This is a genomic window from Cupriavidus sp. 96C5-1 (genome assembly GCF_057798855.1).
On sequence record NZ_JBYOJU010000025.1, the window covers coordinates 1 to 22,529 of the forward strand.

The following is a 22,529-nucleotide window of genomic DNA, read 5'->3' on the forward strand; positions in this document are numbered from 1 at the left end:
GAGCAGTACTTCGCCGACTACGCGGAACACTGGCAGCGCTTCATGAACAGCCTGCAGTGGGAAGCCGCCCCCACCTTGCCGGCGGCGATCGGGCAGCTCAAGCTGCTGGCCGATGCGCGCCAGTCGCCGGTGATCGCGCTGATGCGGTCGCTCGAGTACCAGGGCGGCGCCGGCGCGCGCAAGGACACGCTGTCCGACACGCTGGTGGCCAAGGCGCAGGACCTGCTCGGCAAGCAGGCGCCCGGACCCGAGGCGCCCAAGGCCGACCCGGCCGGGCCGCTTGGGGCCGCGTTCGGTCCGGTGCTGCGGCTGGTGGGACAGGGCCAGGGTGGCCAGGGCGGGCAGGGCGCCGGCGGCGACCTGAGCCTGCAACGGTTCCTCGACCGCGCCACGGCCTTGCGCCTGCGCCTGCAGCAGATCAGCAACAGCGCCGATGCCGATGCGCAGGCCCGGCAGATGGCGCAGGCGCTGTTCCAGGGCAAGGGCTCGGAGCTGGCCGATACGCAGGCCTATGCGCAGTTGATGGCCGCCAGCCTGGGCACCCAATGGGCCGGCATGGGCGAGACGCTGTTCGTGCGGCCGATCGCGCAGGCCACCCAGACCGTGCTGCAACCGGCGCAGGCGAGCCTGAACGACGCCTGGCGGCACGGCATCGCGATGGCGTGGGGCCGGTCGTTCGCCGGCCGCTACCCGTTCGCGGACACCGCCAATGACGCCTCGCTGGCGGAGCTGGCGCGCTTCCTGCGCCCGCAGGGCGGCCTGATCGCCAGCTTCCTCGGCACCCAGCTGGCCGGCGTGCTCGAGCTGCAGGGCGACCAATGGGTGCCCGCCGCCACCGGCGGGCAGGCGCAGGCCTTCGACCCGGCCTTCCTCAAGGCCATCAATACCCTGCAGCGGATTGCCGCCCACCTGCTGGCGCAAGGCGAGCCGCGGTACCGCTTTGAAATCATGCCGATTCCGACCCCGGGCCTGACCGACACGGTGCTGACCCTGGACGGCCAGAAGCTGCACTACTACAACCAGCGCGAGACGTGGCAGGCCATGGCCTGGCCGGCCAGCCACCCGCAGGATCCGGGCACCCGGCTGCAATGGCAGACGGAGAAGGCCGGCACCAACAAGAACTACGAGTTCGGCGGGCGCTGGGGGCTGGTGCGGATGCTGGAGCGGGCGCGCATCGTACCGATCGACAGCGCCACCTTCCAGCTGACCTGGCAGGGCGTGCCCGACGGCACGGGGCCGAAGCCCGGCACGGGCGAGCGCCAGCCGGAAGGGCAGGCGCCATCCCACCCCGCCGACCCGGACAGCCTGACCGAGCGCGACGCACGGCTGCCGGCGCCGGCGGGGATGGTCTACCCGATCCGCTACCAGTTGCGCACCGAGGTCGGCCATGGCCCGCTGGAGATGCTGGCGCTGCGCGGCTTTGTGCTGCCGTCGCGGATCTTTGTGGGCAGGGAGCCGCCGGTTGCGTCGCGTGCCAATCCCGGCCCGCTTCGCTAGGGCAAGAGGAGGAGAGACGATGTTCAGCAATCTGCTTAACGCGCTGTTCGGCGCGCGCGCGCCATCGGACCTGGCCCGCTCCACGCAGGCCCGCTGGGAGCCGTGGCTGCAGCCGATCCGTCAGGATGCGCCGGCCGGGGACGATCCCGGCTACGACGATGACTTCCTTGCCATCAAGGATGAGGTGGCCAAGCTGTCCGACGTCAACGATACGATGATCGTGGAATCCGCCGAGCGGCTGCTCAAGGCGAACGCGAAGGATGTGCGCCTGGCGGTCTACTACGTCTACGGACGCATGCGGCGCGATGGCGCCGAGGGTATCGCCGCCGGCCTCGAACTGTTGTCGGCGCTGATCGACCGCTTTGGCGCCCAGTTGCTGCCGGCCCGTGCGGAAAGCCGCAAGGCGGCGCTCGAATGGCTGGCCGGCGCGACCTTCACGAACCGGCTCGAGCGGGTACAAGGCCTCGCCGGCGCGCACCTGGAGCGAACCCTGTCCGCGCTGGCCTTGATCGTGGAGCGCACCGCGCAATGGCCGGAACCGGCGCGCCCGGCACTGGACGCCCTGTTTCGCAGATTCGAGGGCCGGGTCGAGTCCGCGCCAGCCACCGATCATGCCGGGCGGGACGACACATCCAGGCCACGTGCCATTGCGGGCCCGCCCGCGGCGGGCGAGGTGGCTTCCACGCGCGACCTGCTGGACCGGGCGCGCCAGATGGCGCTGTTCCTGCGCGAGCAGCCCGAGGGCTATCTCGCCGCCTACCGGCTGTTGCGCTGCGTGCGCTGGGATACGCTCACCGAGGTCCCGCCGCACGAGGCCAGCGGCAGGACGCGCCTGGTGGCGCCCCGCGCGGAACTGCGCGCCCAACTCAAGCGCCTGCTGCTGCAAAGGCAGTGGCCGGAACTGCTCGACCGCGTGGAGCAGGCCTTTGCCGAGGGGGCGAATCACTTCTGGCTGGACTTGCAGTGCTACGCCTTCGCCGCCCAGGACCAGGCCGGCGGCGAGTATCCCGCCGGGGCTGCCCGCGGTCGCGCGTGGGTGCGAGACCTGCTGGCCACCGACTGCGCATTGATGCTGGAGCGCCTGCCCGGCCTGGATCAACTGGCCTTTGCCGACGGCACGCCGTTCGCGGATGACACCACGCTGGAATGGATAGCGCGCCACGCCACCGTGCGTGACGTAGAGCGCGGAGAACCGGTGGCGCCCGTGGCGGTGGTGTGCGCCAGCACCGACTGGGCGGAAACGGAGGCCCAGGCGGCCGATCTCGCCGCGCAGCAGAGCCTCGATGCCGCCTTCGCCTGGCTGCAGGGCCTGCCGGCGCCGCACGGCGAGCGGGACCGCTTTGTGCGGCAACTGGTGATGGCACGCGTGGCCGAGCGTGCCGACCGGGCGGACACGGCCCTGCATTTGCTGAATGCCCTGGAACAGCATACCCAGCGCTTCCAGGTGGCCGCCTGGGAGCCAGCGCTGGCGTTCGAGGCCAAGCAGCAACTGCTGCGGCTGCTGAAGGTGCGCATGATGCGCAAGGATGCGGACAAGGTTGCCCTGGCCCATCGCATCGAAGCGCTGGTGGGAGACCTGACCGCCATCGACCCGGCCCGCGCCGTGGCCCTCGCCTAGATAGCCGGCACGCTCAGCGATCACCATCAGCGACCACCATCAGCGACCACTCTCCCTTATGAATCATCCCACCCAAGACAACGAGATCCTGCGCTACTACGAAGCGGAGATGCGCTACCTGCGCGAAGCCGGCAAGGAATTCGCGCAGGCGTTTCCCGACCGCGCGCGCATGCTCAACATCGACCGCATCGGCGAGCGCGATCCCCACGTCGAACGGCTGTTCGAGGGCTTCGCCTTCCTGATGGGGCGCCTGCGCCATAAGCTCGACGACGAGTTGCCGGAGCTGACCGAAGGGCTGGTCAGCATGCTGTGGCCGCACTACCTGCGCATGATTCCGTCGCTGTCGATCCTGGAGCTGACGCCGGCCGGCGGTGCGCTGCAGCGCCACGAGACCCTGCCAGCCGGACTCGAGGTCGTGTCCGATCCCGTGGCGCTCGACACCCAGGCGGGCAGTGGCCGCGATGGGGTCGAGTGCATCTACCGGACCACGCAGGCGGTCGAACTGTACCCGCTGCGCCTGACCGAGGCCAGCGCCCATGCACGCGAGGATGGCCGTTCCGTCATTCGCCTGCGGCTCGCCTTGCAGGCACAGGCACAGCGTGAGCAATTGGCGGTGCCCCGTCTTCGGCTCTACCTGCACGCTGACCGGCCGCTGGCGCTGGCGCTCTACGCGGCGCTCACCGCGGATCCCGTGTCCATGCATGTGCGGGTGCCCGGCTACCCGGCCGACCGTCCGGGCTTGCCGCAGCCCATGGCGGGCTTGCGTCTGGAGCCTGCCGGCTTTGGCACGCAGGAGCGCCTGTGGCCAAAGCCGGACAACGCCTTTGGCGGCTACCAGTTGCTGCTGGAATATTTCACGTTTCCAGAGAAGTTCATGTTCGTCGATCTGGTCGGGCTGGACATGGACGCCATCCCGCCGCAGGCCGGGCACTTCGATGTGGAGGTGGTGCTGGCCAAGCCGTTTCCGGAAGACATGCGTTTCTCGGCCGAGAACGTGCGGCTCTTCTGCGCTCCCATCATCAACCTGTTCGAACTGGAGGCCGATCCGATCACGGTCACGCAGTTCGAGACCGAGTACCGGGTGCGGGCGCTGGAGCATCACGGGCAACACGTCGAGGCGTACTCGGTCGACACCGTGCGCGGCTTCGAGGCCGCCTCCGGCGAGCGCTTCGAGTATGCCCCGTTCGCGGCCTTCCGCCACCGCGGCGGCATGCTGCGGCACGAAATGCCGGAGCGCTACTTCCACACCCGCATGCGCCGTGGCCCCTCGGGCCGCTTCGATACCTGGGTGGTGCTCGGCGGCCATGCCTGGGAGCAGCAACAGGTATTGCCGCAGGAGACCCTGTCGCTGTCGGTGACCGGCACCAACGGCATGTTGCCGCGCAAGGGGCTGCGCGAGGCGGGCATTGCCCGGATGCGTGGCGGCTTCAACCATGTCGGCGCGGTGCGCAACCTGACGGCGCCGACCTTGCCGGTCTATCCGCCGACCGCCGACCGTTTCCACTGGCGCGTGCTGTCTCACCTGGCGCCAAATTATCTGTCGCTGCTCGATGCCGAGGTCCTCCGGGGCAGCCTTGCCCTCTACGACTGGACCGACGGGGAACTGAACCGCCGCCGCATCGATGCCATTACCGATGTGCGTCACCGACCCCTGCAGAAGCTCGTCAAGGGCGGCCTGCTGCGCGGGGTGGAAATCGAGGTCACGCTCGATGGCACCCGCTTTGCCGGCGCGGGCGATGTGGAACTGTTCGGCGAGATGCTCGATCGATTCCTGGCGCTGTACGCCACCCTGAACCTCTACACCCGGCTGGTGATCGTCGCGCAGCCAGGCGGGGAGCGTATCGTGTGGCCGGACAGCAAGGGCGAGGGGGCACCGTTTTGAACCGGACAGATCGGGTTACGGCGGCACCTGCTGCGTTATTGCCGGCCCTGTTGGCCAACGCGCCGGCAATGAACTTCTTCCGGCTGTGCGAGCTGATCGAACTCTCGGCGCCGCAGCGGCCACCGCTGGGCACAACCGATTCACCGGCCGGCGAGCCAGTGCGTTTCCGCTCGCGCGGGCGGCTCGGGTTTCCTGGCCGGGAGATCGATGCGGTAGAGCACGACAGCGACCATCCCGATTTGCCGCCGGTGGTCCGCACGACCTTCCTCGGCCTCTATGGCGTCGACGCGCGCATGCCGTCCTATTTCGTGGACGAGATTGCGCAGCATCGCGATGGCGCGGAGCCACTGGCGGCGTTTCTCGACCTGTTTCATCACCGGATCGTTACGCAGTTCTACCGCGTCGCGCGTAAATACCGCTATCCCGTGGGCTTCCGGCAGGGCGGGCAGGATGCGGTGTCGCGCTATCTGCTGAGCCTGCTGGGGCTGGGCTTCGGCCAGTCGGAGCCGGGGCAGTGCGTTCCCACGCAGAAGCTGCTGTCGATGCTGGGGCTGGCCAGCCAGCGCACGCGCACCGCGGAAGGCCTGGCCGGCGTGCTGCAGCACGCCGTGCCGGATGCGCAGGTCACGGTAGCGGAATTCCACCCGGTGTGGGTTCGCCTCGATTCGGCCGAACGGATGCCGCTCGGGGAGAATTGCGTGCTGGGACGTGGCTTCCACGATCGCACGAATGCCGTGCGCGTCGTGATCCAGCCAACGGCGCGCGAATCGGTGCTCGGGTTGATGCCGGGGCGGGAGATGCACCGGGAGGTCATGGCGCTGCTGCGCTTCTACCTGGGCTACGCAGCGCACGCGCATCTGGAAATGCACGTGCGGCGCTCGCTGATGCCGGCGCCGGCGCTGAATTCGGATCAGGCCAGTCTCGGCTACACCACGCAGCTCAGGCGGTCCGCCGCCATGGAAGACGCGGATCCCGGCGACGCCATCACGCGCGTGCAACTGGGAATCTGGCAGGGGGGCGGCGCCGGGTCGCCCGCGCAGCAGGAAGACGGCCAGGCCAATGGCCGGCAGCAACATACTACAGAAAGAGGTTCAACACGATGAAGCAACAGCTTCGAAGCGGTGGCATAGCCCTGCTCACTACCCTTGCCGTCGCCGGTTGCGGGATCGGGCAAGCCATGAAAGACAGCACCGTGGAGGCGGCGAAATGGGCCTTCACGACGCAGGTCAAGACCATGAACCTCGATCTCGCCAGCCGGACGTCGCTGAATGCGACTAGCGCCGGACAATCGTTGTCGACGGTGGTGCGGATCTACCAGCTGAAGTCCCCCCAGGCCTTCGAGCAACTGAGCTATGCACAGATGCAGATGAATGACCTGGAATCGCTGAAACCGGATCTGCTCCGCACCATGGACGTGGTACTGCGCCCGGAAGCGAGCGTGAGTCTCTCCGAGCCGATGCATGCCGACGCCGAATACGTCGGCGTCGTGGCACTTTTCCGCGATGCGGACAAGGACGCGGTCTGGAAGCTGGTGGTGCCGAAGAAGCAATGGAAGAAGACCGATCCGGTCAGGATCGAGGTGCGGGGCAGCACGTTGCAGCTGGCGGGCGCCGGCATTGGCGGCGCGGCCGGGCTCGGTTACCCGCTAGCCCTGTCATCTCCGGCCGGCAACCCCCGTGCGTAGCGGGCCTTGCTTTCCATGCTTGCGGCTTGAGCGAGGACAAGCGGCATCTCTCCCTGGCGCGGATTGCCAAGGGCATACGGCTGCGCCAGCAGCTAAAAAGAGCCCGGATGGAATGATGCGATGGCGCACGCTGTCAGCATATGACGCGCCTTCGGCGCAACCTCGCAGCACGACGTTGCCTGGACGGCATAATCGACGAATCGCCAGTCACCGGGAGCCTTGATGTTCTGTCTGTCCAGCGCGATTCTGCGCCGCTATCCCATCCGTCTCCTGCATGGCTTCTGCCTGTCCGCCCTGTGCCTGGTTGGCGCGGTGCCCGGCACCGCCGCGCCGGTCGGGACCGATCCAGCGCAAAGCTGCAACTACTTCGACAGGAAAGGCGATTGGCGCATCTACCGCGACTGCGTACGCCCCGACGCCACAGGCCTGCACCTCGCAAAAGGGCATCTGCGCCGCCTGGATTTCGATAAACGGGGCGTCGCTTCGCTGCTGGCCAACGGCCAGTACTACTACGTCGACCGCAGCGGCGCATCATTGGCGGTGATCAGCCACGACAATTGGGCCGACGATTTTGCGGAGGGCCTGGTGCGTGCGCGGGTGGACGGAAAGATCGGCTACTTCGGCCCCGATTTTCGTCAGGCCATCGCCACCACTTACGACTGGGGATGGCCATTCCGCAACGGCATCGCCAGGGTCTGCAATGGCTGCTATCGCGGTGTAACGGATAGCCACGGGCATACCCCGATGACCGGCGGGCGCTGGTTCCACATCGACCGCAAGGGCAACGAAGTGGCTGAGCCCGAGTAAGCGGACTGCCGCGCGGCTGCGCAGGCTGCGTTCCACATGGACGCCCGGCATATCCGCCAGCCCGCCGCCCGGCCCACCCATGGCGCCGGGCGGGCCGGTCAGCGGGAACGGGTCCCTGCCGGGCCGGCTGTCGACGTGACAGCGCTGCCGTTACTCGTAAGAGAAGAAACTGCCGAGCTTGTCCATGCGTTCGAGCGCCATGCCGGCGCCCCGCACCACGCAGGTCAACGGGTCTTCGGCCACCAGCACCGGCAGGCCGGTTTCCTCGGCCAGCAGGCGATCCAGGTCGCGTAGCAGCGCGCCGCCGCCGGTGAGCATCATGCCGCGCTCGGCAATGTCGGCGCCGAGTTCCGGCGGGGTCTGTTCCAGCGCGATCTTGACCGCCGAGACGATCTGGTTGAGCGGATCGGTCAGGGCTTCCAGGATTTCATTGGACGACACCGTGAAGCCGCGCGGGATGCCTTCGGACAGGTTGCGGCCCTTGACTTCCATCTCGCGGATTTCCGCGCCCGGGAAGGCCGAGCCGATTTCCTTCTTGATGGCCTCGGCGGTCTGCTCGCCGATCAGCATGCCGTAATTGCGGCGGATGTAGTTGACGATGGCATCGTCGAACCGGTCGCCACCGACGCGTATCGAGCCCTTGTAGACCATGCCGCCCAGCGAGATGACGCCCACCTCGGTCGTACCGCCGCCGACATCCACCACCATCGAGCCGGACGGCTCCGCCACCGGCAGGCCGGAGCCGAGCGCGGCGGCCATCGGCTCTTCGATCAGGTAGACCTGGCTGGCGCCGGCGGCCAGCGCCGATTCGCGGATGGCGCGGCGCTCGACCTGGGTCGAGCCGCAGGGCACGCAGATGATGATGCGCGGCGAGGGGCGCAGCAGTTTGGTGTCGTGCACCATCTTGATGAACTGCTTGAGCATCTGCTCGGTGACGGTGAAGTCGGCGATCACGCCGTCTTTCATCGGGCGGATGGCCTCGATATTGCCCGGTACCTTGCCCAGCATCTGCTTGGCTTCCTTGCCGACCGCCAGGATGCTCTTCTTGGGATTGGCGCCGCCCTGCTGGCGAATCGCGACTACGGAGGGCTCATCCAGGACGATGCCCTTGTCGCGGATGTAGATCAGGGTGTTGGCGGTGCCGAGGTCGATCGCGAGATCGTTGGAGAAGTAGCTGCGGAGAAATCCGAACATCGGGAGTCTTTGGTCTGGTGGTTCGCAAGCATGCGAAACGGCTGACGCCACTTTTGGCGTCAGCCAGGATAGGAATAGCGACGCATGGCTTGGAGGCTTCACGCGCCGGGCAGAGCGGGCTTCGGCGTCGTGGCCGGCTCCCCCGAGTGCAGTGCACGAGGCTTGCGTCGCTCGGGGCGGCGGACCGGAATGGCCAGCGGCAGCGAATGATACCTTATGTCGGTGACGGCCAGGCTGGCACGAGGCCGCCCCGCCTGCGCGGGGCGAGGGCCTTCAGGTTCCCGGCCCGCCATCGGTACGGCATCGCAAGGCGTCCGGTGCGCCGCACGGTCCACGGCGAGCCGTATGCCTGCCGCAGCGCTCCCGATCACGCCAATGGCAGCCTCAGGCCGCCTCCGCCACCCGTATCTCCGCCAGCAGCTTCTTCAACTCCGGCACGCAGGATCCGCAGTTGCCGCCCGCCTTGACGCAGGCGGTGACTTCGGCCGGGGTCTTGAGGTCGTGCTTGCGCACGGCGTCGCAGATGGTGTTGCGGCCCACGCCGAAGCAGGAGCACACGGTGGGACCGGCGTCCACGCCTTTCTCCATCGGCTGCCCGAGCAGCAGGCCGATGCGGTCGGCGTCTTCCAGGCGCGCCTTGGCGAACAGCGTGGACAGCCAGGCGCGCGAGGGTAGCTCGGGCCGGGTGGAGAGATAGATGCAGGCCTGGAGGCGGTCGTCGACCACATGGCCGGCGTGGTAGATGCCGGCGGTGCGGTCTTCGTATTCGATCCAGTCGGCGTCGGGATCGTCGATGCCCAGCAGCTGGCGTGCCCAGGCGGCGCGGTCGCTGACGTTCTCGCGCCCGGCGAACTCGTAGCGCTGGAACTGGCGGCCCTGGACGCGCGTCCAGTAGGTGAGGGCGTCGGCCTGGAGTGCGTGGCGGCTCAGCACGAAGCCGTGCCAGGATACGCGGAACTCTTCCACGCGCACCGGCGTGTGCTTGAACTCGGGCTCGCCCGAGACCGGATCCACCACCGGGTTCACCAGCGCGCCCACGCGCGCATCGGAGCTGAACTGGCCGTTCCAGTGGATCGGCACGAACACGCTGCCGCGCGCAATGCCGCCGCTGTGCTGCACGCGCGCCACCATGGCGCCCCAGCGCGTACTGACGCGCGCCAGCTTGCCTTCGCCCACGCCGCAGAGCAGCGCGTCCTGCGGGTGCATGTCGACAAAGGGTTCGGCAATGTGGTCGGCCAGCTTCGGCGATTTGCCGGTGCGGGTCATGGTGTGCCACTGGTCGCGCACGCGGCCGGTGTTGAGCACCAGCGGGAATTCGTCATCGGTGGCGTGGACCGGCGCACGCGGGGCGGTGGCGACAAAACGGGCGCGGCCGTCCGGGTGGGCGAAGCGGCCGTCGGCGAACAGGCGGGCGGTGCCGCCGGACGCGCCGGCGAGGCTGCCTGCCGCGGGCCGCGTTGCCGCCACCGGCCATTGCACCGGTGCCAGCGTGTCGAATTGCTGCCGGCTCATGCCGCTCAGGCCGGCCAGGTTGAACATCCGGGGCGCATGGCCGGCCGCGCCGGCTGCCGCGTTGCGGTAGGCGCTGAGGCGCGCGTGTTCGTCGAAGATCTCATGCGGTCCGGTATAGCCGAAGCCGTCGAAGCCCATGCGCGTGGCGACGTCGCACAGGATCTTCCAGTCGGCGCGGGCCTCGCCGGGCGCGGACAGGAACGCCCGCTGGCGCGAGATGCGGCGCTCGGAACTGGTGACCGTGCCGTCTTTCTCGCCCCAGCCCAGCGCCGGCAGCAGGATATGCGCGGCGTCGTTGGTGTCGGTGCGCAGCATGACATCGGAGCTGACCACCAGTGCGCATCTGGCCAGCGCGCGGCGGGCCTGGTCGGCGTCGGGCAGGCTCACCACCGGGTTGGTGGCGATCACCCACACGGCCTTGACGCGGCCTTGCTCGATGGCTTCGAACAGTTCCACCGCCTTCAGGCCCGGCTTGTCCGCGATGACGGGCGAGCCCCAGAACGATTGCACGATCTCCCGGTGCAGCGGGTCGGCCAGTTCCATGTGGGCGGCCAGCATATTGGCCAGGCCGCCAACCTCGCGCCCGCCCATGGCATTGGGCTGGCCGGTCAGCGAGAACGGCCCCATGCCGGGCCGGCCCACGCGGCCGGTGATCAGGTGGCAGTTGATGATGCTGTTGACCTTGTCGGTGCCCGCCGAGGACTGGTTCACGCCTTGCGAGAAGGCGGTGACCACCTTGGGCGTGGCTGCGAACAGCGCGTAGAAGCCGCGCAGGGCATCGGCATCGAGCTTGCAGGCCTTGGCGACCTTGGCGACATCGGTGCAGTCCGGGCCAGCCGCCGCCAGCGCGGCGTCCAGGCCGCTGGTATGGGCGTCGATGAAAGCCTGGTCGGCGGCACCGTGTTGCGCCAGGTAGTGCAGCAGGCCGTTGAACAGCCACACGTCGGTGCCGGGCTTGACCGGCAGGTGCAGGTCGGCCAGTTCGCACGTTGCCGTGCGGCGCGGGTCGATCACCACCACCTTCATGCCGGGCCGGGCTTCCTTCGCCCGGGACAGGCGCTGGAACAAAATGGGGTGGCACCAGGCGGTATTGGACCCGACCAGCACCACCAGGTCGGCCTGCTCCAGGTCCTCATAGTTGCCGGGCACCAGGTCTTCGCCAAACGCGCGCTTGTGGCCGGCCACCGCCGACGACATGCACAGGCGCGAGTTGGTGTCGATATTGGCGCTGCCGATAAAGCCCTTCATCAGCTTGTTGGCAACGTAGTAATCCTCGGTCAGCAACTGGCCGGAGACATAGAGCGCCACGGCATCCGGGCCGTGCTCGGCGATGATGTCCTTGAAACCCTGGGCGACCGCATCCAGCGCGCGGTCCCACGACACCGGCTGCAAGGCGCCATCGGCGCCGCGCATTTGCGGGTGCAGCAGGCGGCCCTCCAGGCCGACCGTCTCGGCCAGCGCCGAGCCCTTCACGCACAGGCGGCCCTGGTTGGAGCCGTGGCTGGCGTCGCCCGCCACTTCCACGCTGCCGTCGGCATGGCGCGTGGCGCGCACGCCGCAGCCCACGCCGCAATAGGGGCAGGTGGTGTCGGTGACGGTGACCGCGGCGTCGGCGGACAGCACGGTGGGCGAACCGGTGGAGAGGATGACTGGGATATCGGACAGGTTCACGTTATCGCTCGTTGCTGGCGGTCAATCGGATACAAGGTCATTCAGCCATCAAGCAGCAGGCATCGCGTATCAGGCATCGCCCGTCAGGCCGCCATCGCCTCGCACTGCGCGCGGCCGAACAGCAGGCGCTGGCGCATGGCGCCAACCGGGGCGCCGCTCTGGATCAGGTCGAAGTACCAGGGGCCGTCCTGCACGTCGCCGTACAGCACCGCCCCGACCAGCCGCCCGTCCTGCAGCACCAGCCGCTTGTACATGCCGCGGCGCGGATCGCGCATGACGAGGTCCTCGCTGCCTTCGCTGCCGATGATGTCGCCGGCGGAATAGAGATCCACACCCGTCACCTTGAGCTTGGTCGCGGTGGCTTGCTGCACATAGCGGCGATGGCCGGCACCGGCGAGGTGCGCGGCGGCCACGCGCGCCTGATCCCAGATCGGCGCGACCAGCCCGAAGGTGGCCTGGCGGTGCTGCACGCATTCGCCCACGGCGTACACACGCGGGTCGTAGGTCTGCAAGGTGTCGTCCACCACGATGGCGCGCTCGCAGCGCAGGCCGGCCTGCTGGGCCAGTTCGATATTGGGGCGCACGCCGGCGGTCATCACCACGAGGTCGGCCGGAATCTGGCTACCGTCCTTGAAGCATACGCCGGTCACACGGTCCTCACCAAGGATGGCGCTGGTGTTGGCGCTGAGCAGGAAGCGCAGGCCCTTGCGCTCCAGCGCCTGCTTGAGCAGCGCGCCGGCGGGCTTGTCGAGCTGGCGCTCCATCAGGCTGTCGGCGACGTGCACCACGGTGACGTCCATGCCCTGGCGCATCAGGCCGTTGGCGGCCTCCAGGCCGAGCAGGCCGCCGCCGATCACCACCGCGTGGCGGTGGTTGCGGGCCGCCGCCAGCATGGTCTCCACGTCCTGGATGTCGCGAAAGGCGATCACGCCTTCAAGCTGGTGGCCGGGTACGGGAATGATGAACGGCTTGGAACCGGTGGCCAGCAGCAGGCGGTCGTAGCCCACCTCGCGGCCGGATTGCGAGCGCACCAGCCGGCGGCGGCGGTCGATCGATACCACCGGGTCGCCGGCCAGCAACTCGATGCCGTTCTGCTCGTACCAATCGCGGGTGTTGAGCATGATGTCGGCGACGGTCTTCTCGCCCGCCAGCACCGGCGACAGCAGGATGCGGTTGTAGTTGCCGTGCGGCTCGGCGCCGAACACGGTGATGTCATAGAGGTCGGGCGCGAGCTTCAGCAGTTCCTCGACCGTGCGCATGCCGGCCATGCCATTGCCGACCACCACCAGGCGGGGTTTGTGGGGGGAGGAGGTCATGCGGCCACCCAGACTTTGCCGTCATAGACCTGGGCCGGGTACGCCGCGACCGAATGCTCGGGGGCTTCCAGGCATTCGCCGGTCTGGAGATCGAAATGATGCTTGTAGATCGGCGACGCCACCACGATGCGCTCCCTCAGGTTGCCCACCAGGCCGCGCGACAGCACCGCTGCGTTGGCGTTGGGGTCGTAGTTGGCAATGGCGAACACCTGGTCGCCGTTGCCGCCCTGATCGTCGCTCTGGCCGGGGCCGACCCGGAACACCGCGATCTGCGCCATGTCCACCAGGGCGCACACGCCGGTATTGGGCACGATGTCGCGCAGGGTGCAAACGGCGGTCCAGGTTTCGGAATGGTGGACGTGGCTCATGATGTTTTCCTTGGCGTTGGTGCGTTGGTGCGATGCTTGCGGATCAGGTCGGGTCGTGGTGGTTCAGGCTGCCTTGACGATCACGGGGATCTGCTCGAGCCTGGAGCGACGCAAGTTCCGTTCCTCCGGCGTGGCCGGACGGATCTGGCCGCGCTCCTCCATAAAGACCAGGTTGTCGTCGCGCAGGTCGCTGTTGACGAAATGGCGGAAGCGCTTGCGGGTTTCCGGGTTGGTCACGGCGGCCTTCCATTCGTCTTCGTAGGTGTCCACCACATGCTGCATCTGCGCTTCCAGCTCGGCGCCGATGCCCAGGCTGTCTTCCAGGATGACCGCCTTGAGGTAGTCCAGCCCGCCTTCCATGTTGTCGCGCCAGACGCTGGTGCGCTGCAGGCGGTCGGCGGTGCGCACGTAGAACATCAGGAAGCGGTCCACATAGCGCAGCAGCGTTGCACGGTCCAGGTCGCTGACCAGCAGTTCGGCGTGGCGGGGCTTCATGCCGCCATTGCCGCACACGTACAGGTTCCAGCCCCGCTCGGTAGCGATGATGCCCACGTCCTTGCCCTGGGCCTCGGCGCATTCGCGGGTGCAGCCGGAGACGCCGAACTTGATCTTGTGCGGGGCGCGCAGGCCCTTGTAGCGGTTCTCGATCTCGACGGCCAGGCCGACCGAGTCGTCCACGCCGTAGCGGCACCACGTGGAGCCCACGCAGGACTTCACCGTGCGCAGCGACTTGCCGTAGGCATGGCCCGACTCGAAGCCGGCGGCGATCAGTTCTTCCCAGATCATCGGCAGCTCTTCCACGCGCGCGCCGAACATGTCGACCCGCGCGCCGCCGGTGATCTTGGTGTACAGGCCGTACTTCTTGGCCACCTGGCCCACCGCGATCAGGCCGTCGGGCGTGACTTCGCCGCCCGGCATGCGGGGCACCACGGAGTAGGTGCCGTCCTTCTGGATATTGCCCAGGAAGTAATCGTTCGAATCCTGCAGGCTGGCGTGCTCTTCCTTGAGCACGAACTCATTCCAGCACGAGGCCAGGATGCTCGCCACGGTGGGCTTGCAGACATCGCAGCCCAGGCCCTTGCCGTGCGCCGCCAGCAGCTCGCCGAAGGTCTTGAAGCCGCCCACGCGCACCAGGTGGTAAAGCTCCTGGCGTGAATAGGCGAAGTGCTCGCACAGGTGATTGTTGACCGCCAGGCCCTGCTTCTTCATCTCGGCTTTCATCACCTGCGTGACCAGCGGCACGCAGCCGCCGCAGGTGCTGCCGGCCTTGGTGCAGCTCTTCAGGGCGCCGATGCTGGTGGCGCCGTTGCACACGGCCGCGCAGATGTCGCCCTTGGAGACGTTGTTGCAGGAGCAGATCTGCGCGCTATCAGGCAGGGCATCGGCGCCCAGCCCCGGCTTGGCCTGGCCGTCGGAGGAGGGCAGGATCAGGAATTCCGGCGACTCGGGCAGCTCGATCTTGTTGAGCATCATCTGCAGCAGGGTGCCGTACTCCTCCGCGTCGCCCACCAGCACGCCGCCCAGCAGGTACTTGCCGCACTCCGACACCACCAGCTTCTTGTAGACCTGCTTGCGCTCGTCGGTGAACTGGTAGGCGCGGCTGCCGGGAGCGTTGCCGTGCGGGTCGCCCAGGCTGGCCACGTCCACGCCCATCAGCTTGAGCTTGGTGCTCATGTCGGCGCCGGCGAACTCGGCCTGGTGGCCGAGCAGGTGCTTCGCGGCCACGCGGGCCATTTCATAGCCGGGCGCGACCAGGCCGTAGATCTTGCCTTGCCACAGCGCGCATTCGCCGATGGCGTACACGTCGGGGTCGGAGGTCAGGCACTGGTTGTCCACCGTGACGCCGCCGCGCTCGCCGGTGGCCAGGCCGCTGGCGCGGGCCAGTTCGTCGCGCGGGCGGATGCCGGCCGAGAACACGATCATGTCGGTGTCGAGGTGGCTGCCATCGGCGAAGTTCATGCGATGGGTGCCTGCTTCGCCATCGACGATCTCAACCGTGTTCTTGCGGGTATGCGCGGTGACGCCGAGTTCCTCGATCTTCCTGCGCAGCATTGTGCCGCCGCCTTCGTCCACCTGCACCGCCATCAGGCGCGGGGCGAATTCCACCACATGGGTCTGCAGGCCCATGTCGCGCAGGGCCTTGGCGCATTCCAGCCCGAGCAGGCCGCCGCCGATCACCACACCCGTCTTCGACCGCGCGCCGCACTCCTGCATGGCTTCCAGGTCTTCGATGGTGCGGTAGACGAAGCAATCCTTGCGGTCCTTGCCCGGCAGCGGCGGCACGAAGGGGTAGGAGCCGGTGGCGATGATCAGCTTGTCGTAGGGTAGCGTCTCGCCGGTGGAAACCGATACCGTCCTGGCAGCACGGTCGATGCCGGTGGCGCGCGCATTCAGGCGCAGCAGCATATTGCTGCGCTCGAAGAAACCGGCCTCCACCAGCGACAGGTCCTCGGCGGACTTGCCGGCGAAGAATTCGGAGAGGTGCACGCGGTCGTAGGCCGGGCGCGGCTCCTCGCACAGCACGGTCACTTCGATATCTTGCGAGCCGGCCTCGGCCAGGCATTCCAGGAATTTGTGGCCGACCATGCCGTGGCCGATGATGATCAGTTTCATGATGGTTTCCTTGTTCTGTGGGGCCGCGGGTGCTGGTGCTGGTGTTTGTCTGGAAGGCTGGCTCAGGAGCCGGCCAGCGCGTTGTCGAACAACGCCTGCTCGCTGGCCTTGTGCTCGGCCGAGAAGCGCACGGCGATGGCGCACAGGGCCGACACCATGGCCACTGCGCCGAGCACCGTCAGGGTTTGCTGCAGGTTGCCCCCCAGGCCCTTCATCAGGAAGCCCGCCGCCACCGCGCCCACATTGCCGCCGGCGCCGATGATGCCGGCCACGCCGCCCAACGCCTTGCGGTCGATAAAGGGCACCAGCGCGTAAGTGGCGCCGCAGGCCATATGGGTGAACAGGCCGAAGCCCAGCATGGCGACGATGGCTGCTGCCACGCTATGCGCCTGGGCGAACCACAGCAGGCCCAGGCCCTCGCCCAGGATCAGCACGAACAGCAGGCCGGAGCGGGCATCCAGGCCGCGGCGCAGCGCAGCCTTGTCCGACAGCCAGCCGCCCAGTGCGCGGGCGAACAGGGCAAGCAGGCCGAAGCTGGCGGCGGCCAGGCCGGCGTGGCCGAGCGACAGGCCGAAGTGGTCCACGTAATACGTGGCAGCCACGTTGTGGATGAAGATCTCCACGCCGAAGCAGGCGCCGTAGGTGACGAACAGCATCCACACGCGATAGTTGGCGGCGGCGGCGGCGAAGCTGGCCCAGCCGCCTTTCTTGCCGCTATCCACGGCGATGCCGCGTGCGCGCAGTTCGGCGAAGTCGCCTTGCGGGCAATCCTGGGTAAAGCACCAGTAAAGGACGGCCATGATCAGCATCAGCACGCCCGGCACCAGCAGCGCCAGGCGCCAGCCCATCGTGTGGCTCACGCCCAGCATCAGGATCCCGCCCAGCAGCAGCGGCATCAGCGCCTGCGCGGCGCCGCCGCCGGCATTGCCCCAGCCGGCCGCCGCGGCGTTGGCGGTGCCCACCACATTGGGGGCGAACATCACCGAGGTGTGGTACTGCGTGATCACGAAGCTCGCGCCCACCGCGCCGATCAGCAGGCGGAAGAACAGGAAGGCCTCGTAGCTTTGCGCCATCGCCACGCCCAGCACGGGAATCGCGCCGAGCGCCAGCAGGCCGGTGTAGGCGCGGCGGGGGCCGAAGCGGTCGCACAGCGGGCCGATGGCCAGGCGCACCAGGATGGTCACGGCCACGGCGGCGATATTGATATTGGCGACCTGGTCGGCGCTCAGGCCGAACTCGCCCTTGAGCACCGGCATCAGCGGCGCGCAGGCAAACCACGCGAAGAAGCACACGAAGAAGGCCATCCACGTCAGGTGGAAGGCGCGCATCTGCGGGGTGCGCAGGCTTAGCAGTTCGATGCGGGTGGCTTTGCCGGTCATCATGGCTCCGTAAAACAAATGGCGTCCCGCAATCCGGTCGAAAGACCGGACCAGGGGACGCCGTTGTCCTGGTGGCAGCGGTAAAGACCGCTGCCACCCTGTGTGGGGTGAGCGGGCCGCCGTTGGTCCGCTCGGATGGGATTACGCAAGCGGCGTGCCAGGGCGTTTTGTGATGGATGGCCGGTTTTTTGCGCTGCGCAGGGGCGTCAGGCGGGGCGCGGATGCGCCGAGGTGGGGCGGCGGGGCACGGTCATGGTGCAGTGCAATGGGCGGGGGCGTGCCTGGGGCTGGTGCAGGGGTGGCCGGCATGAATATGGGCCGACCGGCGTCAAACGCTATCTCTGATGCGAAAGAAGATATTCTCCAGTCGTTCTAAAGCTATCAAAAAATAATCAAAGATAGAGAATTGCTACTGGCCCTCTTCAACTAGCCATCATGCCGCATGACAGCCTAGAATATGATCTCGGCTCCACTATCTTGTTGCTGGGGCCGATCGCCAAAAAATCGCGGCAGAGCCTTGACCATGACAGGGATCGCGTTCTCCTTGACGGGCATTGTTGTTTTCGTTGCTGTTTTCCGCCGGAGCGCTTTGCAACGCTCTTCATCCTCGCGGGGCTGGCGGCCTTGGCCATCGCGACGATTGGCGTGCCGACTACTGGCGTGGCGGGCAGCGGGAATTGAGGGATACCAAAGGAAAGGTACTCTCGCGGTGCGGCGCGGGACTCTGGTTGACGACTAGAAATTAGTGTCGCTTCTGAACGATAGGATTCGGTTCGATGCTCTCTCATGTTCTGCCCGAGCGGCATCGTCATGCCGCTCGGGAATGTGCCTTGGAGGGGACGATGGTAAGGCTGGTAATGCTTCTGTTGGGTGTCGACTACCTGCGCAAGCGTGCGCGCGCGATTTTCTGGATAGGCGTGTTCTGGATGGTCGCAGGCTTGGTGGTCTTCATCGACGCGCTGGACAATGCCGCATACTTTCCGATCATTTTCTTTGCCTGGCTGTTCCTGGCTGAAGGCCTTGTGACCCTCGCAGTTGCGTGGACGGGCGTCGGCGGCCAGCGCTTGCTGCGGTACGTGAAGGGTTTCGCCGTCGTGGGCGCATCGATCCTGATCTTCGCCGGGCATCATCACGGCAACTTGATCCTGTCGATGATCTTCGGCACGCTGTTCCTTGCCGACGGACTGCTGCAGTGCGTGTCCGCATGGATGGTGCGCTACCAGCGCTGGAAGGTTGCCTTTGCGTGGGGCGTCTCCGAGATTCTCATCGCCGTCTTCTTTTATCAGCCGTATCCGACCCACTACGCCGGCACGCTGCCGTACTGCCTCGGCCTGTTCCTGATCTTCAGCGGCATGAACATGCTCTCGCTTTCCGCGCGCGCGCGGCGCCTTGCGCGCAACCCGGCGCTGCGCAACTCGCCGAAATCAGCGCTGCTGCCGGACGAGGACGCGCCCGGCGACGCGCAGGTGTTCGAGCAGGCCGAGTGGGACGGCCCGCCTGCCGACGACGAACACGCGCTGACGGTGCACGTGTGGACGCCTACCGGATCGTCGAAAGCGCCCGCGCAGCCTCGTCCGATCGTCGACCGGTACATCGCGGCCGTGGACGTCAACGGCGTGATCTCCACCGGGCATGCGGCGCTCGAGTCGCCCGAGGGCATCTACATCAGCCTGTATCCGAGCGTCGAGATCGATCGCTCGCCGGACGATTTCGGCCGCATCCTGCGCGCCACGCGCGAGAACGACGTGCCGGGCGTGTTCCAGCCGGACTACGCTACCGAATCAAAGGCATGGTGCCCGTCGACCGTGCGCGTGCGGATCCGGAACTACGATCCCGCGAAACTGCAGCAGTTCTGGGATCGCTACCGCCAGAACACCACCTACAACCTGACGCACCGGAACTGCTCGAGCTCGGTATCGAACGCGCTCGAGGCGGCAATCGACGGCGCGGCCAGTCGCCTGCACGGTGATCGCGTAGGCTGGGGCAGCCTCCTGCGCGTCCTTGTCACGCCCGAGCTGTGGGTCGCGGCGCAAATCCGAAAGCGCGCTGTCACGATGGCGTGGACGCCGGGCTTGACGCTCGACTATGCGCGCGCGCTCAGCATGCTCGCCGATCCGCGGCCGTTCGCGTGGAGCAAAGTCGCGCGCACCGCCATCGATACACTCTTCCGGCAGCGCAAGGAATGGCGCGAACAGGATGCTCAGGCAACAGGTTCCCGGAGGTGATGTTTCAAATCATCGCAAACTGGTCGACGCGCGCGGGATGGGAAAAGTTATTGAAGTCACAGGCAATACACTGAGCGGGCATGCGTTGTGACGATCCAGTCTTCACCGGATTGAGGATGCCAGTGTTGAAGCCAGCATATGTGCCCAGGTAGATAAGCCCGGTCCCGATCTCTTTTAGCAGTTTCATCGATACCGCAAGCAGTAGCCCAAGCGGGACGAACGCCACGACCGGGTTCGTCACCACGCCGATTGCGCCGGGCAGCGAAAAGGTCGGGATGCCGCGCCGGCGCAAGCCAATGCCGCCTCCGCCCGCGACGGCATCAGTACCTCCAGAAGAGGAAGTGTCGTTGCCGTCGCGGATGGACCGTGCGAGCCGGCTGGGTCTCGGGGCCGAACTGGGCGCGCGGATCGATGGCGCGCGCGCGCAGCGCCATGTCGTAGAACGCGCCCACCATCGGCAGGGCGCTGTGCGCGCCTTCGCCCCAATAGTTGCCGAGCGTCACACGTCCATCGTCGAAGCCCACCCACGCGCCCGCGACCAGTTGCGGATGCATCAGGATGAACCAGCTATCCGTGTTGTCCTGCGACGTGCCCGTCTTGCCGGCCACGTCGGCGCGAATCCCAAAGCGCGTCCGGATGCCCGCGCCGGTGCCCCGGTTCACGACGTCGCGCATCGCGTCGGCGAGCGTTCGCGCGGCGCCGGCGGGCAGTGCCTGTTGCGGCGATGCGCTCGCGAATTCGGCGAGCGTCTTGCCGTCATGATCCTCGATGCGCGTGACCATGCGCGGTTCCAGGTAGGCGCCGCGGTTCGCGATCGTGCTGTACGCCGAGACCATTTCCTTGAGCGTGACCGGGCTCGTGCCGAGCGCGAGCGACGGCACGGCTTCGAGCGGACTCTCGCGCACGCCCATCGCGCGCGCGAGCCGTGCCACCTTCTCGGGACCTTCCTTTTGCATGAGCTGCGCGGTGACGCGGTTGCGCGAATACGCAAGCGCGTCGCGCAGCGTCATCGGCCGGCCGGTGGGCGGTTCCGCATCGGTCGGCCGCCAGATCGCATGCCCGCTCAGCGGAATGGCGACGTTCCGGTCGACGATCGTATCGCTCGGCCGCGCGCCGTCCGCAAAGGCCGCGCCGTAGACGAAGGGCTTGAACGTCGAACCCGGCTGACGCCGCGCCTGCTGCACGTGATCGAACGGCTCGTCGCTGAAATCGCGGCTGCCGACCCATGCCTTGATATCTCCGTTGCGCGGATCGATGGCGACAAAACCCGCCTGGATCTGCGTTTTGCTCCGGCAAAGCGCGCGGACGAACGTGGGGTTCGTGCCAAGCTTCCTGAGCGCGGCCTGGTCCGATTGGCCGGCATCGCGCGCGGCGCGGTAGTCGGGCGTCTGCCGGATGAACGTCTGGAACAGGTCGTTGCCCGGCCAGCAGCCCGTGCGTTCGTTCCATGCATCGTCCGCGATCCATTGCAACTGGTTCGTCTGCCAGTTCAGCGCCTGCGTTGCCATCGCCTGCAGACGGGAATCGATGGTGGTGCGCACCACCAGCCCGTCGGCATAGATGTTGTAGCCGTTGCGATCGGCCCATGCGATCAGCCACTTGCGCAACTGCGCGGCGAAATGCGGCGCGGCGCCCGGTGCCGTGGTCTGCAGCTCGAAATCCACGTTCAGCGGTTGCCGCGTCAACCAGTTGTACGCGGCGGGCTTGAGCTTCCCGTACTTGTTCATCTGCCCAAGCACCGTATTTCGCCGCTGCAGTGCGCGCTCGGGATTGAGCACCGGGTTGTAGGCGCTGTTGGCCTTCAGCATGCCGACGAGCGTCGCGCTTTCGAGGATGTCGAGCTGATCGGCCGATTTTCGGAAGTAGGTGCGTGCGGCCATTTCCACGCCGTAGGCGTTGTACAGGAACGGCACCGTGTTCAGGTAGGTCTCGAGGATTTGATCCTTGCTGTACACGGCTTCGATCTTGAACGCCGTGATCGCTTCCTTGAGCTTGCGCGTGAGCGTCGGCGCGCGGCCGATTTCGTCGGGATACAGGTTGCGCGCGAGCTGCTGCGTGATCGTCGAGCCGCCTTGCCGGTCGCCGGAGAACGTGTGCAGCGCGGCCGAAGCGGTGCGCTTCCAGTCGATGCCGTGATGCGCGTAGAAGCGGCGGTCTTCGGTCGCGATCAAGGCATCCACCATGTACGGCGAGATCTGCTTGAGCGACACCCACTCGCGATTGACCGGCTTGAATGCCGCGAGCAGTTTGCCGTCGGCCGACAGGATCAGCGCTGGCCGGTCGGCGCGGGCTCTGCGGATGTCGCCGATGCCCGGCGTAAACGGTACGAGCGCGAGCACGTACAGCAGGAACAGCACCGGCACTGCGGCGAGCGTCAGCGCGACGCCGCGTCGCGTCGGATGGCGAAGGCGGCGCAGCGCGCTGCGGAAAACGAGTCTGGCTTTCGTGCTGCCGGTGGCGGCCAGCGGCCGGACGCGGGTGAGCCACCGTGCGCAATGCTCACGAAGCAACGATACATAGCGACGATTCACTGTGGCGGGGCGCTGGCGGAAAAGGCGGGATCGTACCAAAACGGAAGGGCGCTTCTGCCGTCAAAACGGGGCCGCGGCACGTGGCACTTACAGACGATTACATTTGTTTCATGTGGACAACGTTCGCTGCCTGTGAACCCGGTTTGCGGTGGCCGTTTGCGCGAGATGCGCGAGACAGAATGCCCCTGCCGTATGGCGCCTGGCGACGGGCGGGTAAGATGCCATCCCGCCG

Annotated in this window: 16 protein-coding genes; 8 read left to right on the plus strand and 8 right to left on the minus strand. The window is 67.3% G+C overall.

From position 1 onward, the window contains the following. The 6 genes from AC3FOF_RS24485 to AC3FOF_RS24510 form a co-directional block, all read left to right on the plus strand. A partial coding sequence (locus AC3FOF_RS24485; RefSeq protein WP_488728045.1) for a type VI secretion IcmF C-terminal domain-containing protein occupies positions 1-1,497 on the plus strand: 1,497 nt, incomplete at its 5' end. 19 nt (positions 1,498-1,516) lie between these two features. Then, the gene (gene tssA / locus AC3FOF_RS24490) at positions 1,517-3,115 is read left to right on the plus strand and encodes a type VI secretion system protein TssA (RefSeq protein WP_488728046.1); all 1,599 of its coding nucleotides are present in this window, start codon (positions 1,517-1,519) and stop codon (positions 3,113-3,115) included. Positions 3,116-3,173: 58 nt separating this feature from the next. After that, on the plus strand, positions 3,174-4,997 hold the full coding sequence (gene tssF, locus AC3FOF_RS24495; protein WP_488728047.1) for a type VI secretion system baseplate subunit TssF: 1,824 nt from the start codon (positions 3,174-3,176) through the stop codon (positions 4,995-4,997). Positions 4,998-5,065: 68 nt separating this feature from the next. Beyond that, positions 5,066-6,100, plus strand: a complete 1,035-nt coding sequence (tssG, locus tag AC3FOF_RS24500; protein ID WP_488728048.1) for a type VI secretion system baseplate subunit TssG — start codon at positions 5,066-5,068, stop codon at positions 6,098-6,100. Continuing rightward, positions 6,097-6,681 (plus strand): type VI secretion system lipoprotein TssJ, encoded by a 585-nt coding sequence (tssJ, locus tag AC3FOF_RS24505; protein ID WP_488728049.1) that lies wholly within the window; start codon positions 6,097-6,099, stop codon positions 6,679-6,681. Before tssG ends, tssJ begins: the two co-directional genes overlap by 4 nt. Positions 6,682-6,903: 222 nt before the next feature. Next, positions 6,904-7,488, plus strand: coding sequence for a WG repeat-containing protein (locus AC3FOF_RS24510; protein ID WP_488728050.1), 585 nt, complete (start codon positions 6,904-6,906; stop codon positions 7,486-7,488). A gap of 150 nt (positions 7,489-7,638) precedes the next feature. Here AC3FOF_RS24510 and AC3FOF_RS24515 read toward each other — a convergent pair whose 3' ends face one another. The 6 genes from AC3FOF_RS24515 to AC3FOF_RS24540 all read right to left on the minus strand — a co-directional run bounded on the left by AC3FOF_RS24515 (position 7,639) and on the right by AC3FOF_RS24540 (position 17,541). Beyond that, positions 7,639-8,682, minus strand: coding sequence for a rod shape-determining protein (locus AC3FOF_RS24515; protein ID WP_276267286.1), 1,044 nt, complete (start codon positions 8,680-8,682; stop codon positions 7,639-7,641). A gap of 384 nt (positions 8,683-9,066) precedes the next feature. After that, complete coding sequence (locus AC3FOF_RS24520) at positions 9,067-11,865, minus strand: molybdopterin-dependent oxidoreductase (protein WP_488728051.1); 2,799 nt, start codon at positions 11,863-11,865, stop codon at positions 9,067-9,069. Positions 11,866-11,948: 83 nt separating this feature from the next. Further along, positions 11,949-13,181, minus strand: coding sequence for an NAD(P)/FAD-dependent oxidoreductase (locus tag AC3FOF_RS24525; protein ID WP_488728052.1), 1,233 nt, complete (start codon positions 13,179-13,181; stop codon positions 11,949-11,951). Continuing rightward, complete coding sequence (nirD, locus tag AC3FOF_RS24530; protein WP_488728053.1) at positions 13,178-13,549, minus strand: nitrite reductase small subunit NirD; 372 nt, start codon at positions 13,547-13,549, stop codon at positions 13,178-13,180. The genes AC3FOF_RS24525 and nirD overlap by 4 nt, the downstream gene beginning before the upstream one ends. Before the next feature lie 63 nt (positions 13,550-13,612). Beyond that, the gene (gene nirB, locus AC3FOF_RS24535) at positions 13,613-16,162 is read right to left on the minus strand and encodes a nitrite reductase large subunit NirB (protein WP_488728054.1); all 2,550 of its coding nucleotides are present in this window, start codon (positions 16,160-16,162) and stop codon (positions 13,613-13,615) included. A gap of 62 nt (positions 16,163-16,224) precedes the next feature. Next, positions 16,225-17,541, minus strand: coding sequence for an MFS transporter (locus AC3FOF_RS24540; protein WP_276267287.1), 1,317 nt, complete (start codon positions 17,539-17,541; stop codon positions 16,225-16,227). A 435-nt stretch (positions 17,542-17,976) separates the two neighbouring features. Between AC3FOF_RS24540 and AC3FOF_RS24545 the strand changes: the two genes are divergently transcribed. Beyond that, positions 17,977-18,222, plus strand: coding sequence for a hypothetical protein (locus tag AC3FOF_RS24545; protein WP_488728055.1), 246 nt, complete (start codon positions 17,977-17,979; stop codon positions 18,220-18,222). 161 nt (positions 18,223-18,383) lie between these two features. Next, positions 18,384-19,766, plus strand: coding sequence for an HdeD family acid-resistance protein (locus AC3FOF_RS24550; protein ID WP_035817247.1), 1,383 nt, complete (start codon positions 18,384-18,386; stop codon positions 19,764-19,766). A gap of 4 nt (positions 19,767-19,770) precedes the next feature. On the opposite strand, the gene AC3FOF_RS24555 is transcribed toward AC3FOF_RS24550, so the two are convergent. Together AC3FOF_RS24555 and AC3FOF_RS24560 are read right to left on the minus strand one after the other, a co-directional pair. Next, the gene (locus tag AC3FOF_RS24555; protein WP_488728056.1) at positions 19,771-20,058 is read right to left on the minus strand and encodes a hypothetical protein; all 288 of its coding nucleotides are present in this window, start codon (positions 20,056-20,058) and stop codon (positions 19,771-19,773) included. A gap of 28 nt (positions 20,059-20,086) precedes the next feature. Then, positions 20,087-22,276 (minus strand): penicillin-binding protein 1A, encoded by a 2,190-nt coding sequence (locus AC3FOF_RS24560; protein ID WP_488728057.1) that lies wholly within the window; start codon positions 22,274-22,276, stop codon positions 20,087-20,089. Positions 22,277-22,529 lie beyond the last annotated feature (253 nt).

Coding starts and splice junctions, on each gene's coding strand:
- tssG (WP_488728048.1), top strand. CDS start 5,066: ATGAACTTCTTCCGGCTGTGCGAGCTGATCGAACTCTCGGCGCCGCAG.
- AC3FOF_RS24525 (WP_488728052.1), bottom strand. CDS start 13,181: ATGACCTCCTCCCCCCACAAACCCCGCCTGGTGGTGGTCGGCAATGGC.
- AC3FOF_RS24510 (WP_488728050.1), top strand. CDS start 6,904: ATGTTCTGTCTGTCCAGCGCGATTCTGCGCCGCTATCCCATCCGTCTC.
- AC3FOF_RS24545 (WP_488728055.1), top strand. CDS start 17,977: ATGCCGCATGACAGCCTAGAATATGATCTCGGCTCCACTATCTTGTTG.
- AC3FOF_RS24550 (WP_035817247.1), top strand. CDS start 18,384: ATGGTAAGGCTGGTAATGCTTCTGTTGGGTGTCGACTACCTGCGCAAG.
- AC3FOF_RS24515 (WP_276267286.1), bottom strand. CDS start 8,682: ATGTTCGGATTTCTCCGCAGCTACTTCTCCAACGATCTCGCGATCGAC.
- tssF (WP_488728047.1), top strand. CDS start 3,174: ATGAATCATCCCACCCAAGACAACGAGATCCTGCGCTACTACGAAGCG.
- AC3FOF_RS24540 (WP_276267287.1), bottom strand. CDS start 17,541: ATGACCGGCAAAGCCACCCGCATCGAACTGCTAAGCCTGCGCACCCCG.
- nirD (WP_488728053.1), bottom strand. CDS start 13,549: ATGAGCCACGTCCACCATTCCGAAACCTGGACCGCCGTTTGCACCCTG.
- tssA (WP_488728046.1), top strand. CDS start 1,517: ATGTTCAGCAATCTGCTTAACGCGCTGTTCGGCGCGCGCGCGCCATCG.
- tssJ (WP_488728049.1), top strand. CDS start 6,097: ATGAAGCAACAGCTTCGAAGCGGTGGCATAGCCCTGCTCACTACCCTT.
- nirB (WP_488728054.1), bottom strand. CDS start 16,162: ATGAAACTGATCATCATCGGCCACGGCATGGTCGGCCACAAATTCCTG.